Source organism: Yersinia sp. 2542 StPb PI, from assembly GCF_048593855.1.
GTDB classification, from domain to species: domain Bacteria; phylum Pseudomonadota; class Gammaproteobacteria; order Enterobacterales; family Enterobacteriaceae; genus Yersinia; species Yersinia enterocolitica_E.
The window spans coordinates 1-18503 of record NZ_JAZGQA010000083.1 but is presented as its reverse complement, the minus strand read 5'-3'; the positions used below and the strand labels follow the sequence as shown (position 1 = coordinate 18503).

The window sequence follows — 18503 nt, the reverse complement described above, 5'->3', positions numbered from 1 at the left end:
CTGTCATGTTAGTGGGGTTAATAGATGGATTTATGTTGTTTAATGTTGCTTTGAATGATTATTTCTGTGATGGTGAATTGCAGTTAAAAACATAATAACACTTTCTAATATTTCTTATCTTTTGAGGCCCGACATGAAAAATGTAGCAATACTCGGAAGCAGCGGGGGAAATCTGTTCAATCTCGGTGGTGCCTACCCCGAAAGACTTCTACAAGAAATCTATACCCAACTCCACTCTGCTGGGTTAGGTGTTAGTGCGGTGCAATTTATTGCAGCGGAAGAATCGATGGATGTGGCAAAGCCGACCACCGCCGCCGCCGTTTATTCAATAATCGCGGAGGAAGGGGATAAACCACGGATTAGCTTCCAGGGGAAACTCTCCGAGGTGAATGACGCGGTAAAATCATCGGACGCGGCCATTGCGGCACAAATCCGAGCCGGTGATATTGATGGCATCATTATCATGAGTGCCGACCCTGATCGCAGTAATAAAGACGCTATTTTGGCGGCGATAGAAAAGAAAATCCCTATTGTGGGCACTGGCGGCACCTCGATGGCAATTATCACCTCCAAAGGTGCCAATGTGATTGCCACCTCTGGCACCACCGGGACCAATAGCCGCACACGGGCTATCTCTTTTACCGCCTCGCTATGCAAACATTGGCAGATAAAATATACCCCAGTGCTGGGCAGTAGCGAGGCCAACATGCCGGGCAGTGACAAGAGCCTGCTAAAAAGAATCAATATCCGTAGCATCATGATCCCAGCTCTGCCTGGTTTTATCGCCATGGCCATTGTATTGGCGCTAAGCCATATCCCAGGGTTGCAATCACTCAATGCCATTTTTGAACTGCTGTTGAAGGGGTTGCCGGTTATTGTCGCGGTTATTGCGGCTAAACAGGTTTCTGAGCTAGATGAAGTGTCGATTGTGGCGGGGGTTGTCGCCGGGGTGCTGTCGGTAGAAGGTGGCTTAATTGGCGGTATTTTGGGAGGGATCGGCGCCGGTATTATGGTGCGTTACCTGTTCGGGCTCTGTCTGAGATGGCAATTCCCAATGACCACCATCAATATCGTAGCGGGTGGTTTGTCCGGTTTATTCTCCGGTTTAGTGATGTATTACCTGCTTAGCCCATTGGCATTAGCCGCTGGTGACTATATCAAATTGGCTATCGAAGCCACTCTGGCCTTTAGCCCGATTTTAGCCGGATTACTGGCCGGTCTGGTTATTTGGCCAGCTATTCTGGGTGGGGTTTATCACGCAGTTATATTGCCACTGGTATTACTGGAAATGGAAAAATCCGGTGTCAGCTTCCTCGGCGCGGTCGATATGGTCGGGCTGGTGATGGTGGCAGCCGGTATTAATCTGGCAAACGTGATTGCTCCGCGCGAGAAAAGTGAAGCCGCAGTAGCTGCCCCTGGGTTGTTAATTAACCTCGGTTTTGGGACGTTCGTCGAATCTGCTTACCCGTTCATGTTCTCTAATAAAGTCGTCTTTGCTGGAGCAATATTCTCCGCCGGCGTTGGCGGCATGTTGCTGGGATTATTAAATATTAAAGGCGTGGCATATGTACCTGCATTCGCCTCCCCATTCTTGTCGAATAACGCTTTTTATATGGCGATAGTCATGGCGGTAACACTGGTGTTGACCTGTGTAATCACCCTATTAGCCAACAAGTTTGTCGCAATTAAAAAAGCAGTACCCGAATCACCAACACCAGGGATCTCGGGCTAAGAGTTAACAATTAAAAAAGCCGTTTTATATAAATCAAGTAGAGGTAAATATGTTCAACGCTGATATGAGTAAGAAACGTTCCGTCGCTATGGATAAAGTACGAAATGCAATTTCATTACATGGCGGTCAAACTATTCTCAGTACTGGAATAACCGGAGATGATGCTCGCTTAGCGAAAGCAGTATGCGATTCAGGTGTTAAATTATTGGAACCTAATCACCCGGCGTTGGCACTGGCTCGCGGCCATAATGGCGTGACGAATATGCATGCTGCGGAGCGTATTCGTCATGAGATAACCATCGGCCAAATGGCACAAGCCGTGCGGGGGGTGCGTAATGTGGTGGCTGACGATATTTTTATTACCGTCGGCATCGCCGGGGGCTTTACTGAAACTGTACCTACCCCCGTGACAGAACAAGATATTTTATTGATAGCTCAATCAGGGGCTGATGGTTTACATACCCATAAGTCAAGTTTTGAAGATTTAAAGGAACTGGTGGATTTAGCCCATAAATATGGTCTGACGGTGGATGCTTATATTGGTCACCCGAGTGACTTGCATACCTTCGGTATTGCCGCTGAAACCCCCGCTGACGTTGCGCAAGTGGCTAAAACGATGGAGGCACTGGGTGTTGATATGATTGGTTTAATGACTGGCATGAGCTACGAAGGTGTCAGTGCGGGTGATATTCCTGATGCTATCAAACAGCGGCTTCTGGCTTTGGTCGGTGCGGTTTCGGTACCAACATTAGCAGAAGGGGGGATCAATCTGGAAAATGCCAAAGCATTTAAAGATACCGGTGTAAATATTTTGGTGGTGGGCACCGCCATTGATAATGTTGTCTGCAACGCGGCAAAGGATGTGGTATCGCGCTTTATTACCCACTGATAGTATAATGTGAGCAAGGAGGGAGAGTATATTAGCAATAATCTATTCTCCCTTTTTTATTGGAGTCAACGTATGTATAAGTTATTAGCGCTTGCTCTTGATGGCACGTTACTCACTCAGTAAAACCAGCAATCATTATTATGAAATAATGAAACATGGCATCAGTAAGGGGTAAGGATTGCATTATTTATCTCAGCACTTAAATATTAGTGCTCAAGCCGTGGTCAGTATTGGTGATCAGCAGAATGATATCAGTATGTTTCAGTTTTCTGCTGTGGGTGTGGCAATGGGTAATGTCAGTGATTTTGTCAAATCTTGTGTGGGTAGGGTCAGTCAGGATAATAACCAACACCGGGTCGCTTTTACCGTTAATCAACTCTGGCCGGTGTGATTGAATCGCCTTTTGTTTCATAAAATTATTCAGTAGAATGACACTATGTATCGCACAGCTTCGGGCCGCTATTCTTATGAATCAGATCAAACGCAAACAGTTTATTTTAGAAAAGCTGGATAGTCTTGGTGAGGTTTCGGTTATTGGTCTTTCCGAAGAGTTGGGTGTGACGTCTGAAACCATCCGCCGGGATCTTTCCTATTTGGAAAAAAGCGGTGAGGTCACCAAAGTCCATGGCGGTGCGATAAAAGTTCAGAATATACAAGAGGGCAGTTTTGCCCAACGAATGGATTTAAATCGCCAGGAAAAAATGCTAATTGGTCAATATGCTGCATCATTGGTGACTGAAAACGATACTTTATTTATTGATTCTTGTACCACCACACTTATTTTTGCTTCATTCTTACCATTGGTGAAGTTTACTGTTTTTACTAATTCATCATTAATTGCTGATCAAATTAAAAGTAAAAATAATATGGCTGTCGTGCATGTATTAGGTGGTGAATATAATTATACCTACAAGGCTAACTTAGGCATTCAGACCATTGAGCAAATGAACGATATTCATACTGATTTCACTTTCGTCGGAGTTGGCGGAATAGACAGTGATTTTGGCGTGATGGTAAAAAATTTAGATGAAGGGCGTATTGCCAAGAAAATGTTGGCGATGGGCAGACAGAAAGTTATTTTATGTGACACCAGTAAATTTGGCCAAAGTGGGTTAATGAAAATAAGTGACATCAATGATATTGATATTATTGTCACCGATAAAAAGAAGAATATTCATAAACAAGCAATTGAAGCTATCTATTCAGATAAAATCATCTACGCCAATTAATATTATTTTACAACACCCACCCAATAGCGGGTGTCTTTATGTGTATTACCTCAGCATTTTTCAGCGTGCATTGCAGTACGAATACCCGGTTTGAACCCGTATTGTTGAGCCTGCCAGACAATAATCAACCCAAGGAGTAATAACCCCAACACTGTCCACGGGAAACTTACTGCTCCGGTGCTTTGTAACAACAGGCCACCGATGACCCCGCCCCCTGCAATGGCTAAATTCCAAGCCACCACAATCATTGACTGCGCCACATCGGCATTTTGTCCTGCGGCATCCGCCGACGCGGTTTGCAATAGTGTGGATGCGCCACCAAAACTGAGGCCCCAGAGCAACATGCTGCCATAAATCGCGGTGGGGGATCCCCCGGCGATTACCAATATCAATGCAGCCAGAATAAAGGTACCAAGACTCAGTAATACCGCGCCACGTAACCATCGATCCACGACTAATCCGGTGAACCAAGTTCCCGCTAGCGCACTGACACCAAATACTAACAGCACTTTATCGAGCTGATTTTCCAACCCGGCAGGGGTGATAAAAGGGGCAATATAGGTATAAAGAATATTATGTGCCAGCATCCAAAGGACAATAACCGACAAAATGGGGCGTACGCCAGGGGTGGTGAACACTTTGCGCACCGGTTGCTGCTGTTTGGCCGATTGTCCTGGATAATCAGGTATTTTCACGATAACCCAGACAATCAGCAGCAAAGTTAATCCCGACATAATGGCAAATGCATTGCGCCAACTGAGCACCATGCCCAGCCATGCCCCCAATGGAACCCCTAGTGCCAGGGCGATAGGGGTGCCGGTCATGGCGATCGCCATCGCGCGCCCTTGTTGATGAGGTTGTACCATACGTCGTGCGTAACCGGCGATAAGCCCCCATGCCAGTCCAGCGGCAGCACCGGCCATAAAACGGGCCAGTAAGGTTAAAGTGAACCAAGGCGAAATAGTGGTTAAAGTATTGAATATGAAAAAACCGACAATGGCGCTGAGTAAGGCTTTACGCCGCCCCCAACTACGGGTCAAAGTAATTAAGGGGATCGCAGCCAGTAACGAACCCAGAGCATAGAGTGTCACCAATTGGCCGGCCAATGCTTGTGAAACCCCCAACCCTTGGCCGATCTGCGGCAATAATCCAGCAGGTAATGTCTCGGTCATGATGGCAATAAAGCCCGTCATCGCGAGAGCCAATAATGCCGAGAGAGGAAAGGGTGCTGTTTTCATTATTGTTTCCCGACGCCATAGATGGCGTCCCGCAGATCGTTGACAAATTGCCCGGACATACCTTCGTATAGGGTATTAGTTAATGCGACTGCGGATATCCCTTGAATCCTATCAACAAACCATGAGTGGCCATATGCACCTCCCCAACGCCATGTACCAACGGACTCAGGTGAATCAGCCAGGTGTGGATCACGCAAGACCGAAAAGCCTAACCCGAAGCCCAAACCGGGAGAGTCAGGTAAGATAAGACCCTGAGTTTGGTCTCGTCCCATCTCATCGACTAAAGCCGCTGGAAGCAGTGGTGAGCCACCCCGACGTAGCGTTTCCAGCAAGCGCAACAGGTCGTTGGCACTGCCTATCATCCCCGCACCGCCAGAAGGGAAAGCATGGCGATTGAGTGCACGGGCAGGAGAAAATCGAATACCGATGGTACCGGGGAACGCGGCGACAAGTTCATCTTCCTGCAAGGGGTGTGGTGCAGGTGTATCACTGACATAAGGCGTAGCTAGCCGACTGACATCATGGGTGAAAAAATCCGTGTCCTGCATATGTAGTGGCTCGGTGACCAATGCCCTTACTGCCTGATCTAATGGCTGACCACAAACTTGCTCGATAACTGCACCTAAGACATCAATTGCCAATGAATAAGCCCATGCAGTTCCTGGGGCATAATATAGCGGCACATCGGCTAATCGACGTAAGTTCTCGTTGAGTGTGATTGCTGAACGATCCATGCCATCGGAGATCCCCGCGCGAGCATAGGGCCCATCCTCATCAGCTTCACAAAAGCGATAGCTCAAACCGGCGGTATGGCTGAGTAATTGGCGTATCGTAATGGTTGGTAATTCCTCATTTGCCAGCCGGGGTTGAAAGTCAGGTAACCAGCGCCGGATATCGCCATCAAGGTCGAGCTTACCCTGTGCGACTAATACCATTGCTGCTGTAGAAACAATCGGCTTACTGATGGATGCCAAACGAAACAGGGTATTGGAGGTCATCGGTTGTTTGGTTTCGCGATCCGCCCATCCTGCTGCCCGGCTGAAATGTGTCTCGCCGTTAAGCGCCACCATGACCACGGTACCCACCAAGCGCTGTTCGGTGAGCGCCTTATCAATCACTGTATTAATTCTGGCTGCCAGATGCACTGGCTGTATTGGCACTAACGAACTCGCAGACATAGTAATTCCTTAATCTGAATGAATGAAGACTTAACCATAGATGGCAATCTAACAATAGATAACTACGCAATCAGGAAAAAGTGGGGTAGATTTCCAGTATTAGAGGATATAAATGTCCGCAATCGGAGCCGTGATGGATAGCCTAAGCAGTCTGAGTGTTTTTGTTCAAGTGGCCGAGACCCGTAGTTTTGTGATGGCAGGGCGTATATTGGGTGTTTCCGCTTCAGCGGTTGGTAAGAATATCGCACGGCTCGAGGGGCGGTTAGGCGTGAGATTATTTCACCGCAGCACTCGCAGCATAGCACTGACTTCCGAAGGTGCGCTTTTTCTTGAACGTAGTCGGCGGATTCTTGCTGAGGTAGAGGCGGCAGAGCTTGAGCTGTTACAACTTACCGATAAACCGCGCGGCAGGTTGCGGGTCAGTTTGCCACTGGTGAGCACATTGTTGTTACCCGTATTGGCCGATTTTATGCTCGCATACCCCGACATTGAGCTGGATCTGGATTTTAGTGATCGGATTGTTGATGTGGTCGAAGAGGGATTTGATGCCGTCGTCCGTACCGGTGAACTGACTGATTCCCGTTTGTCAGCCCGTAAGTTGGGGCAGTCCACCATGCTACTGGTGGCATCGCCCGCCTATCTGGAGCAGCATGGTGAGCCTATGCACCCTGTTGAACTGGCGAATCATATCTGCCTGCATTATCGTTTCCCTAACAGCGGAAAATTGGAAACCTGGCCCTTGCCCAATGAGTCTGATTTGCGGATCCCAATCTCGATGGTATGCAACAACATTGAAACCAGAATGTGTTTTGCTTTAAGAGGATTGGGCATCGCCTGCTTACCGGATTTTTCGATGGGAAAGGCAGTGGCGGAAGGCAAATTACGAAGCTTGCTGGATAGTTATGTAAAGCGCACAGTGAGCTTGCATGTGGTGTGGCCTTCCGGGCGTTATATCACGCCTAAATTACGGGTATTTATCGATTTCCTTAGTGACAGGATGTTTGCGGGCAAATAGCCACTTAAGCTATAGGCGAAAAGTTTTTAGCACAGCATGATTGGCATCTTGATAATCCGGCCGTGGGGACATTACTTTTCTTCAGTCAATAAGGCTTTTTTGGCTGCTTCAAGAAATTCATCCGACAACTTATCCCCGGCGGTGGCGCGCGCCAGTGTTAATGCACCGGACAACATAGCAAGCTGTACCAGCGCGTGTTGCCTGCGTTGTTCTTCATTTTCTATATCAGAAACAGACATTAATCTGTCTAGCAGGGATCTCACGCCACTGAGATAAACCTCTCGCACCGGATTCTCATCATTCTCACGTGCCACATCGCTGGCTAGCGCAGTAATTGCACAGCCATCTTCTGCATGGTCACGGTGGGTGGTTGAGAGATAAAGTTCGACTAACGTGCGCAGATTATGATGCTCGGGCTGGCTGCTGATTTGCTGCCAACGGGTGCTGGAATCGTCGAGCGCTTTGCGACTGGCGATAGCCGCCAATTCATCTTTAGAGGTAAAGTGCCCATAGAACCCGCCATGAGTCAATCCGACCGCAGCCATTAAATCGTTGACGCTGACACCATTCAAACCCCGGGCACGGAAGAGTTGCGAAGAGGTCTGTACGATTGACTCGCGATTGAGTGCCATTTGTTGCTTTGATACTCGGGCCATACATTTCTCCTGATTGAACAGGCAGCATCATAAAGTATGCCATGCTAGCACATCAATAGATGTTGCCTCTCATCAATACAGACCTTGATTCATGCCCGCGGTGGTCGGGGGGCGATGATACGGGTACTATCGCCGCCCTGCGCCCGTGCCAGAGTGTTGGCGATTTGTTCGTGTGGCGTCCCCAGAGTAATGGCGCTGACCTTATCAAGACGTGCCACTTGTTCATCACTCAATATCACATCTAATGCTGCCAGTGTGTCATCCAGTTGGGCTTGGGTACGGGAGCCTAAAATAGGGATTAGACTGGTAGGGGAGTTTGCGGCTTTATGGCGCAACCAGGCAATAGCAATATGTAATGGTTGCATGTGGTGTTCCTGTGCTATTGCGATAACTTCATCGAGTAGCGCAGTATCTTGCTCGGTATGCACCAATCGGCCCGCAAAACCAAGTAGACGACCTTCATCGCTTTGACGATATTTTCCTGTCAGCAATCCTCCCCCCAGAGGTGACCACAGTGTGGCTGCTAAGCCGAGTGCTTCGGCCATCGGCAGTAGTTCACGTTCAGCCGTTCGCTGTACCAAACTGTACTCTACCTGAATACCGGCAATACGTGACCAGCCGCGTAATTCTGCCAAGGTATCTGCCCGTGCAATGCGCCATGCCGGGAAATTGGAAAGCCCTGCATACTGTATTTTGCCTGCACGAGTCAGGTCGTCAAAAGCGCGCACAATTTCTTCAAGAGGCGTTAACTGGTCATCAAAATGGGCCCACAATAAATCAATGCGGTCGGTGTTAAGCCGTTTAAGGCTGCTTTCCACGGAAGCAATCATATTGCGGCGGCTGTTTCCGGTTTGAGCAATCCCCGCATCCGGTTGTGCTCCCAGCGTATACTTTGTTGCGACCACAAAACGATCACGTTCCGCAGCAATAAACTCTCCTACGATCTGTTCAGATTGACCGAATTGGTAAGTATCTGCGGTGTCGATGAAATTACCTCCGGCCTCGGCATAGCGGTCAAATACCTGTTTTGCTTCCTCTTTTTCCGAGCCATATCCCCAGGAAGTACCAAAGTTACCGGTACCCAGTGCCAGTTCGGAGACCCGTAGGCCGCTATTACGACCAAAAGTGGTGTATTTCATATTGATTCCCCATCCCAATAATTATTTATGATGACCAACATCTATTATATATGACACTCATAATCTATTTGTGCAAGTGAATCCTCTTTGACACTTAGATGATGTAATTATGTGCAATGACGAAATGGAATGAGTCAGCCGACTGCAATAGTGTTTGGCGTGGACTTTGTGTGAGGCGGTGCTGGTTTAGCGCAAGAAGGGGCGATAGGTGTTGGTCTATGCAGGCTCAGACGGAGATGCTGTTCTGGCTCATTAAAAACAGTACCCATGATTTCGCTTGAAGCCAGTTTATAAATAGCGCTAAGAGAGTCACATATTTTAATCGGATAAAAGTGTCTGAATCGCCATGGAGCGAATACACTCTTCTACGATGCTGTTTTTTATTTGTATTACGTTCATCATCTAATTGTTGAGTGATATCACTGCCGTCCGAATGACGTTTCCTCTCTCGGGAACGCTCTGGTTTTAGTCGGTGACGATCCTGAGTCGGACTTTCTTTTATAGGCTGTTCGTTCGCGAACGGCCCCTGCATGCAACCAAGGAACGAAAGATGGCCTACGCAACAACCAATCCCTACACCGGCGAAACGATCAAGACGTTTCCTGACGCCACTACCGCCGATGTTGCTCTTGCTCTGGATCAAGGCGATGGGGCATTCAAGCAATGGAAAAATACCACAATCGCCGATCGTGTTGCCGTGCTGCAAAAGGCGGCCGACTTGCTCCGAGCCAAGCATACCGAATACGCCAAGTTGTTGACACTGGAGATGGGTAAGCTACTGGGAGAGGCCGAAGCGGAGGTCGAACTATCGGCGGCTATCTTTGAGTACTACGTCGAGAATGCGCAGCAGCAACTGGCGCCGGAGAAGCTGCATTCTAAAGACCCTGCGGTGACCGAAGCGTGGCTGGTGCATGAGCCTCTAGGCATCATCCTGGCTATCGAACCGTGGAATTTTCCCTACTACCAGATAGCTCGAATCATCGCGCCGCAGTTAGCGGCCGGGAATGTCGTGATACTCAAGCATGCGTCTAACGTACCGCAATCTGCCGATGTGTTTGAGAAGCTGATGCTTGAAGCCGGCCTGCCGGTAGGCGGATTCAAAAACCTCTACGCTAGCCGTGAGCAACTCGAAACCATCATTAACGATCCGCGTGTACATGGTGTTGCGCTAACGGGTTCGGAGGACGCAGGCGCTGTGGTTGCAGCACAGGCCGGTAAGGCATTGAAGAAGTCGACGATGGAGCTGGGTGGTGCTGACGCCTTTGTGGTGTTGGAAGATGCTGATCTGGACAAGGCCGCTAAGTGGGCGGTGTTTGGCCGCCACTGGAATGCCGGCCAGGTGTGCTGCTCGTCCAAGCGTATTATCGTGGTCGAGGCTATCTACGACGCTTTCCTTGATAAGTACACAGCTGGCGTTGCCCAGCTCAAGGCCGGCGATCCGCTGGACCCTGCCACGACTCTGGCGCCGCTGTCCTCACAGGGTGCGGCCGACGATGTGCGTAAACAGGTGAAGGAAGCTGTCGGCCACGGCGCGACCCTGACCGTGATTGGCGCTGAGGTGCCGTCGCAGGGCGCCTTCGTGCAACCGGTGTTGCTCACCGGCCTGACTAAGGATAACCCGGCGTATTACTGGGAATTCTTTGGCCCGGTATCGCTGGTCTTTAAAGCCAAAGATGAAGCGGAAGCTATCGAGATTGCGAATGACTCGCCTTTCGGGCTTGGCGGTTCGGTGTTCACTCAAGACATCGAACGGGGCCGCAAGGTTGCAGCTCAAATGTCTACCGGCATGGTCTACATCAACCATCCGACTGCGGTGAAGGCTGACCTGCCATTTGGCGGTGTGCGCCGCTCAGGCTATGGCCGCGAGCTGATTGGTCTGGGGCTGAAGGAGTTTGTCAATCATAAGCTGATTGGTGTGACTGATATTGATGGCGGCTTCTGATCCGCTTTGCAATTTTTAGTTATTCAGAATGAGATTTTATTAAATTGTTCGAAGATCAATAACGGTGCCGAAGCACCGTTATTGATGAGAGCTAATAACGATTAGAAGTTGTATTTCACCCCTAACATCACTGCGGTATCACTGTAACCTTTGTCGCCCAATTGCTGGCCAACGTTACCCCAGACATTCAGTTGCTTGTTCAATTGCCCCTCAACACCCACTTTCAGTTCACCGATATTCTTCGCGCCAGCTTGTTTCACGTCAACGGCGTTCATATTGGTGCCAAAATCTTTGGTGTTGTGGATCCAGTTGGCTTCCACAAACGGTTGGAACTCGCGATCCTTGCCATTATCACTTTCGTGGTGGCCTTTCATATAAGAACGCAGCCCCAGACGCGTCTGGATATTACCGTCGCCTTGACCACTCACCTGAGTACCGTTTGCTTCACGGTGCTCGTCAGCCTTCACACCCATCCAGGTGATTTGGGCTTTCGGCTGGATAAAGTACGTTTCGTTCTTAGACTGATTTTCACCGATCTTAAAGGTGTAGCCGCTCTCGACCGACGCGGTGATCCCTTTCGATTTATACTCTTCCGTCGCCAGACCGTCGCCCTGCACGCTATTGTTAAACCAGCTGTACTGCGCCCAACCGTCAACATACAAGCCCGACTTGTCTTCGTCGTTGGCATACCAGGTGCTGTACACCCCGGCGGTGTAACCATCAACCGAACCACTCGACTTATAGCCCGATTTCGCGTGGGTGTCGCTCTTGCTATTACCGTAACCGGCCATTACACCCAGGTGTAAACGGTCCAGACCATCGTTGCTCCACTGGGCGATATCGCCACCCAATTGCATCACATAGCGGTTGCTTTGAGTTTTCAACTGACCACTGGTGTCACGTGAACGGTTATGTCCGCCTTCGTTACGCAGCCACATGCTGGTCACTTTCTGCTCGCCAGTCAGGGCGTCGATATACTGTGTTTCGCCCAAACGATCGTGCAGACGCGTCACAAACATAGTGTTGGCTGCGGCCAGGTTCGCGGTGTAGCTGCCGGCTTCAGGACGTTTAGTTTCCTCGCCTGGACCCGCCGGGTTTTCTGGATCAACCGGGTTCTCTGGATCAATCGGCAAATTACTCAGGCTGGTCAAATACCAGTTACTGGCGTTTGAACCCACCCCACGTACCAGTGAGTAATCATATGCACCCGCTACGATACGGCCAGGGTTCACAAACTCACCGTCGGATTGACCATTCACCTGAATCAGTTCAATACCGTTTAAGGTTTTAGCGCCCGTACCGCCCGCATTATCTACGCTTACGTTAGTGGTGCCGCTGGTGTTACCGTTCACAATCATGCTGTCAGTTGCGGAGTCATCTGCACCCAACGCCGTATTGAAATGCAGCAGACCATTGTTGCCAATGTAGTTGCCGTTGACCACTAATTGGTTACCGGTGGTGCCGGAGCCGTCACTGGTTTTGTTACCGATAAATACCGTGCCGCTGTTGGTTAAGTCAGTGCCAACGGTAAAGATGTTACTGGCCGGGGCCAGACGGCCCATCGCCGGTACCATCGGTGCCGTTGGGTTGCCCACAAACAGCACGCCCTGGTTATCAACCGCGCCCGCTACACCACCAAAACCGCCCATAAAGGCACCGCTGGCTATATTCACCTGCTGGCTTGCCAGCGTCATGGGGTCAGCGCTGCTGCCTAACATCAGGCCACCCGCATTGATATCTGTCTGGCCGGTATAGGCCGCCGTTTGAGTCAATGACAGGGTACCGTCACCGTTTTTAGTCAGACTACCACTGCCGCTAATGCTGTTTGCCAACAACCAGTTATTATCGCTATTGAGCACCAATGAACCGTCGTTAGTGACCGCTGCCGTCCCCAGATGTTCTGCCTGAGAAGCGGTTAACTGGCTGCCGTTCGTGATAGCAAACAGGCCGCTGAACAGGCGGTTATCACCGCTCAATGTGATGTCGCTGTTATCTTCCAGCACCACACTGCCAGCATCACTGATAGCATTTGCTAACTGGCCCGAAGCCCCTTTCAGTGTCAGCAGACCGGCGTTAACGATATTGCCATCGCCCAGACCCGCTGCATTGTTCAGTAACGCTTGTGCGCCACTGGCAATGGTGGTCACCGCGCTCAGGCCAGTATTGGCACCCTTAACGGTCAGCACATTGGCGGCAATTGTCAGCGCGCCACTGCCGGTCAGTTCACCCTCAGATACACCGCCCTGACTCAAGGTTAAGCTGCCACCATTGAGATCAACCGTTGAACCCGCAGTACTGTTCAGTTCGCCCACGGTTTGGCTGTGACCCTTCATGTCAAAGGCGGTATCTGCTGCCAGTGATAACAGCGAGGTATTCCCCAACACATTATTATTCAGCATCTGCAAGGTGCCGCTGCGTACATCGGTAGAACCGGTGTAATCATTGTCCAGATTGGACAGTGTTACCGTATTTCCTGCACCGGTATCAATCGCCAACTCACCACTGCCCGTCACTTTGGCACTCAAATCCGCCGCAGGACCGGTTTTATTGGTGGCATACAGCGCCAGTGCATCTGCACCGCTGCCCAGCAGTTCAACTTCGGTCAGGCCGTAACCGATATACAAACCGTCGTTACCCGTACCGCTGCTCAGGCGATAATCGTAAGTGCCTTTGGCGACCGTGGTGCCATTTTGTGCAATATCGGCCGTGGTGGCATCGGTAATGACATTACCATTCTGGTCTTTCAGCACCAGATTGCCGCCATTACCCTGCACGGCCACATCACTCACCGCCAGTTGCAGCACGGTATTGGCATCATCCTGCTCCATGATGGGCAGTACTGGATTGACCGGCGTCTGGCTGTTGTCGACGCTGTCGATGTCCACAACCACCGTCCCGGTGCCCAGCAGGTTCATCTCTTTGGTGGTATGGATAGTGCTTTTCGCCACCGTCTCACCCGGAGTGCCGGTGTTAAATTTCACCGTACCGCCGTCAAAGGCCAACCCACCGATAGTTTGCACACCGTCACCGACGGTGGTGATACTGTCCGCGCCCAGTTTCAGGGTGGCATTCACTAATGCTGTCGTGTTATCCGCCGCCAGTTCAAAGGTGGCGTGACCTAATGCCAGTACCCCGTTAAAGGCGTTCTGTGCCGCATTAGCCGTAAAATCAAAGGCATTACCGGCGGTATTAACGGCCATCGTGCCGAGGCCGTTCAACTTGCTGTTAAAGCTCACGGCATTCAGGTTATTAACCTGCAACAGACTGCCGTCACCCAGATTAAAACCGGTGTTGGCATTGTCATCCTGACTGTCACCCAGCGCCAGCAGCACATTGTCCAGTGTCAGCGTCGAGTTATTGATCAGATCGATATAATCCATATTACTGATGGCAGCAGCGTTACTCAGGGTATACGCCGAGTTATCAAAGCGCAGGGTATCCATGCCGGTACCGCCGTTCAGTGAGCTGAACACACCTGTATCAGTTAATGTAAGATCTTTCAGAATAAACAGGTCGTCACCCGCGCCGGTGGTGAAATCATTGCCTTTACTGCCTTGCATCAGGGTCACGGTGTTGTTGCCCGCTAACAGATCCACCTTGCCAACAATTGTGCCACCCGTGGCGTTGGTAAAGGCCAGACCCGTCCCAGTATTGGTTACGACAGCCTGCTGCGTGGCGCTGTTGGCTTGAATGGTACCGCTGTTGACGAAGCTGTTAACAAAACCATTATCAATATCGACCACCGGGCTGCTCAGTGACTTAGATTTCAGGTTACCTGATTGTTCCACTTGTGCCGTGGCGCCGCCAACGATAAGCGCTGCACCGCCTGCGGCATCATTGACGTTTACGCTGGCACCGGTTTTCAGATCCTGGCTGGAGTTGGTGACAATCCCTTTGCCCGCGGCTGAATTGACGTTAATCACCAGATCGGCCGAGTCGGACATGTCCAGCGTATTATCGGTGATGGTGTCGCCTGTGTTGGCAAACAGAATACCGGTACCGCTGCCGTTGACATTGATCGTGCCAGAGTTGGTTGCCGCCATGGAGGCACCGGTACGAATACCTGCACCATTACCCACCGTCAGCGTGGTGTCTTTTAACTGAATACCGGTAATTTCCGCTTTGTTTTCAATTGCATTACCTGTACCGCCCGCGGTCATGGTGATGGTTGCGCCATCCACGGTCAGTGCTGTGGCACCGGTATCAAGCAGTACGCCATGGGCAGTGCCGCCCGCTTTGGTTTCACCGTTACCGGATAAGGTCAGGCTCGCACCCGCACCCAGCAGATAAGCGGCAGTGCCGTCGGTTGCGTTGACGGTACCGCTGTTATTCACGGTAGAGTTAGCGCCCTGAATATTGACCGCAGTCCCATTTACGGTGATGAGGTTTTGGTTGGTCAGAATCCCGCCGTCTACCAGCACGCCAGTACTGCCTGCTTGTGTAAAATCAATGGAGCCCTTGTGGATAAGCTCACCGCCATTACGGGCGATATAGCCATAGGCACCAGACGCGGTGTTACCGGTGGTCAATACCGCCGAACTGGTTAAGACAGATTTTCCGGTAGCACCGGTGGCAATACCATCCAGGCCATAGTAGTTGCCATCGACGATCCCGGCAGTTGCCCCATCACCGCTCAATTCCAGACTGGCATCTGCCGTGATGGTGCCGGTGGCTCCTCCTTCAACTTTGACCCCCGTGGCTCCCTCGCCAGACAGGACCATATCTAACGCGCCGGAGTTAAATGTACTGCCAACACCGGTGACTTGAATAAGAGAAGAATCTTTACCGGTGGCATTCATGGTTGAGGCAGTGGTCCCGATAAAGCTGGCACCCTTATCAACGCGATACAGTGTAGAACCTTCGGTTGAAACCGTTTCATCACCCGTGGCAATGTTATTGACGCTAGAGCCCGTACCGTAAATCAGGTAGCCCACCTGTTTTTTACCTGAGACAAACTCAACCTGACCGGTACCGGAGACATTAATGGTGCCTTTATCTTCAGCAACCACCCCAATAGCACCATCACCCGCCAGCTTTACCTCACCAGAGAGATTAGCCACCGCGCCCGCGCCAACCGCCTGAATACCGTAGTTCGCCAGATTAGTGGCAGCATCAAGCCCGTTATTCACATAAACGTTACCGGCGTTAGTGGCTGAACTGTTGGTCAGTACTTTAATACCGACCGTATTGATACCATTTATAACGATATCACCATTATTGAAGATATTCGTGGCGTTAGCACTGGAAGAGATACCGATATTCTGCCCGGCATTTTGTCCAGATACAGCACCAGCACCGTTGAGCTCAATAGTGCCGTTTTGATTGACTACTGTTCTCGCTCCTTGTGCAGCAATAGCTGTAGAGTTTTCAGTTTTGCTGCCAATCACGATTTTACCGGTCGCACTATTGGTAAAGGTGGCGATATTGCTCAGATTAACGGTATCTTGTAGTAATCTAACTGCATAAGACTGAGTCTTAATGGCCAGGTCAGTGACCGCGTCAGTTAACGAGCGTTGTGATTGACGGCCCACATAGACAGTACCGTTATTTTCAAAGGTAGAGCCTTTCTGAACACTCACCCCCTCATTCAAATAACCTGCTGCGGGAGACAAATCGATAGTTGAAGCAATATTGATCGCACCGTTATTGACGAAGGTCGAGTTGCCATCTATCACCGCCGCGCGAGTATAAGCGCTTGCCCCACGAGAAGCGGTATTAATCACACCATTGTTGGTAACTGACGAAGCTCCATTAGCTAAAATTGCGGTATGACTACCGTTAGCTATGTACAAAGGTAATGTTGAGGTAGGTGTGGGCTTGAAGTCCAGCATGTCAGGGTTAGTCCCTGCATCCAAAACACCTGTAGATTCAATAACTACCGTACTATCAGTGGCAAAAATAATATTGGTGCCACGAACAGTGCCTGCGGCTGAACCTAGTGTCCCAGCATTATTCAATGTTGCACCGTCTTCCAGACGCACCAGTGAAATATCGGTGTTATAAGCCTGAATATTGGCATCAGCACCAATGTTCACTATGGCATGCTGACCATCACCATGAATAAAGGCAACACGGTCAGAATCGACAATGTGGTTTACGGCATCATTGGCATCAATCCCCATATCAAGATAGATCGGGGTGACTTTTGGTGAAGTATTGGAACCGTTAGTGAAATAGGCCCGCGCCAGCTCGGCTTGATAACCTTTGCTGTCCAGCACAATCGCACCACTTTTAATACCTGCAATCAAGTCATTGTTGTATTTCTGAAAATCAGCAAAATTTTGAACATTTTGGGCCCCTAAATACGGGCTGGTGAAGGTACCGACGAAGTCATCAAGCACCGAATTGGCCACCGCGGTACTACTATCGCGAATGTTATTGTTGTTATTACCCAGGTTGACTACAGTTTTGGCGTTATAATTTAAGACTGTATTCTGGGCCGATGTAGTAGATTCAACATAGAATCCTGAAGAGGTCGTTGTTGCCGCTTCACTTTTCAGGCTGCCTTTAAGAATGGCGTTAAAATAGTTATTGCTGTCATTAACCCAACCTGCGGCCGTGCTGCCGACAGCCACATTCAGATCGCTGCCATCCAACACATGGAATAAGTTGCGATTCACATACTGGCCATTTTCACCAACCGCATAAGAAACAGGTACCACAAAATCGGCAAGCGGTTTAATTGACATAGCAGTACTGCTATACACATTAATAGTAATTAATGCGCCAGTGCCTTTCGGGTCAAGGAAAGTTTCAGTAACCATCTCACCTAAGTTGAAAATGTTTTTACTGATCAGATTCTCAGCACCGTAAAGGAAGTTGCTTGCTGGAATATCACCTAATTTACTGTTTTTAAAACCAATATCGCCCTTGGCGATATTGCTAAAACTGCCTACTAAGGTATTGCCAGTCCCTGTGAAGGTCTGTTCAAATTCTACATCAGGCGTAAATACCGGTACGCTAATATCTGCGGCAAAAGCAGAGCTCGCCCCTAATGTAAACATCAAGGTGATGGCAATCTGGCTCAGGCGAGAAGGGGTCGTTAAACCTAAAGTTGTATCGACAGTTCCTGAGCAAAGTGACTTAGTTTTTTTTCCTGATTTAGAGATTTCAGATGCAACGTCATAGCGGCCTAAGGCACTATTCCAAATGACTTTAAATACTTTATTCATAGTATTACTCTAATTAGATGCGTAGACCTGATAATCTGGTCTATCCACAAGGGTGTTGGTTTAGAACTGAGTAGGATTGTTTAAAATGTTAAATTAACAAGGTTGACCTTTTAATCAGCACAATATAACTCACCCCCCTAATTACGAATATAGGAGGGCGATAGGGGTGTTGTAGGAAATTTCCCTAAATTGATTTAATTGATTTAATTGATTTATTAAATGCAGTGCGACTTGTTGTAAATGTAAGACGTTTTCTTTTTAAGTTTTACTTGTTATTTTTCAAGTTGTTATGGCTGTTATTATGGTTTTGGTG

Annotated in this window: 11 protein-coding genes; 6 read left to right on the top strand and 5 right to left on the bottom strand. The window is 49.4% G+C overall.

Annotated features, from left to right (window positions below; translation table 11 throughout):
- The first annotated feature begins 133 nt into the window (after positions 1–133).
- From V1952_RS12010 to V1952_RS11995, 4 genes are all read left to right on the top strand, one after another.
- Positions 134–1732, top strand: coding sequence for a PTS sugar transporter (locus tag V1952_RS12010; protein ID WP_083159248.1), 1599 nt, complete (start codon positions 134–136; stop codon positions 1730–1732).
- A gap of 49 nt (positions 1733–1781) precedes the next feature.
- Positions 1782–2621, top strand: a complete 840-nt coding sequence (locus V1952_RS12005; RefSeq protein ID WP_372558512.1) for a histidine biosynthesis protein — start codon at positions 1782–1784, stop codon at positions 2619–2621.
- Between the two features lie 178 nt (positions 2622–2799).
- Positions 2800–3012, top strand: a complete 213-nt coding sequence (locus V1952_RS12000) for an HAD hydrolase family protein (protein WP_420074801.1) — start codon at positions 2800–2802, stop codon at positions 3010–3012.
- Between the two features lie 76 nt (positions 3013–3088).
- The gene (locus tag V1952_RS11995; protein ID WP_420074800.1) at positions 3089–3850 is read left to right on the top strand and encodes a DeoR/GlpR family DNA-binding transcription regulator; all 762 of its coding nucleotides are present in this window, start codon (positions 3089–3091) and stop codon (positions 3848–3850) included.
- 50 nt (positions 3851–3900) lie between these two features.
- On the opposite strand, the gene V1952_RS11990 is transcribed toward V1952_RS11995, so the two are convergent.
- Both V1952_RS11990 and V1952_RS11985 read right to left on the bottom strand, forming a co-directional pair.
- Complete coding sequence (locus V1952_RS11990) at positions 3901–5088, bottom strand: MFS transporter (RefSeq protein ID WP_420074799.1); 1188 nt, start codon at positions 5086–5088, stop codon at positions 3901–3903.
- Positions 5088–6266, bottom strand: a complete 1179-nt coding sequence (locus tag V1952_RS11985) for a serine hydrolase domain-containing protein (protein ID WP_420074798.1) — start codon at positions 6264–6266, stop codon at positions 5088–5090. The genes V1952_RS11990 and V1952_RS11985 overlap by 1 nt, the downstream gene beginning before the upstream one ends.
- Before the next feature lie 133 nt (positions 6267–6399).
- On the opposite strand from V1952_RS11985, the gene V1952_RS11980 reads away from it, so the two are divergent.
- On the top strand, positions 6400–7281 hold the full coding sequence (locus V1952_RS11980) for a LysR family transcriptional regulator (protein ID WP_083159244.1): 882 nt from the start codon (positions 6400–6402) through the stop codon (positions 7279–7281).
- A 71-nt stretch (positions 7282–7352) separates the two neighbouring features.
- On the opposite strand, the gene V1952_RS11975 is transcribed toward V1952_RS11980, so the two are convergent.
- Together V1952_RS11975 and V1952_RS11970 are read right to left on the bottom strand one after the other, a co-directional pair.
- Entirely contained in the window at positions 7353–7937 is a 585-nt protein-coding gene (locus V1952_RS11975) for a TetR/AcrR family transcriptional regulator (RefSeq protein WP_372558516.1), read from the bottom strand.
- A gap of 89 nt (positions 7938–8026) precedes the next feature.
- Positions 8027–9076 (bottom strand): aldo/keto reductase, encoded by a 1050-nt coding sequence (locus V1952_RS11970; RefSeq protein WP_420074797.1) that lies wholly within the window; start codon positions 9074–9076, stop codon positions 8027–8029.
- A gap of 550 nt (positions 9077–9626) precedes the next feature.
- On the opposite strand from V1952_RS11970, the gene V1952_RS11965 reads away from it, so the two are divergent.
- Positions 9627–11018, top strand: a complete 1392-nt coding sequence (locus V1952_RS11965) for an NAD-dependent succinate-semialdehyde dehydrogenase (RefSeq protein WP_372558518.1) — start codon at positions 9627–9629, stop codon at positions 11016–11018.
- 101 nt (positions 11019–11119) lie between these two features.
- Here the strand turns inward: V1952_RS11965 and V1952_RS11960 are convergent, their stop codons facing one another.
- Positions 11120–18190: an autotransporter outer membrane beta-barrel domain-containing protein gene (locus V1952_RS11960; protein ID WP_420074796.1), complete on the bottom strand. Its 7071-nt coding sequence runs from the start codon at positions 18188–18190 to the stop codon at positions 11120–11122.
- Positions 18191–18503: the final 313 nt, after the last annotated feature.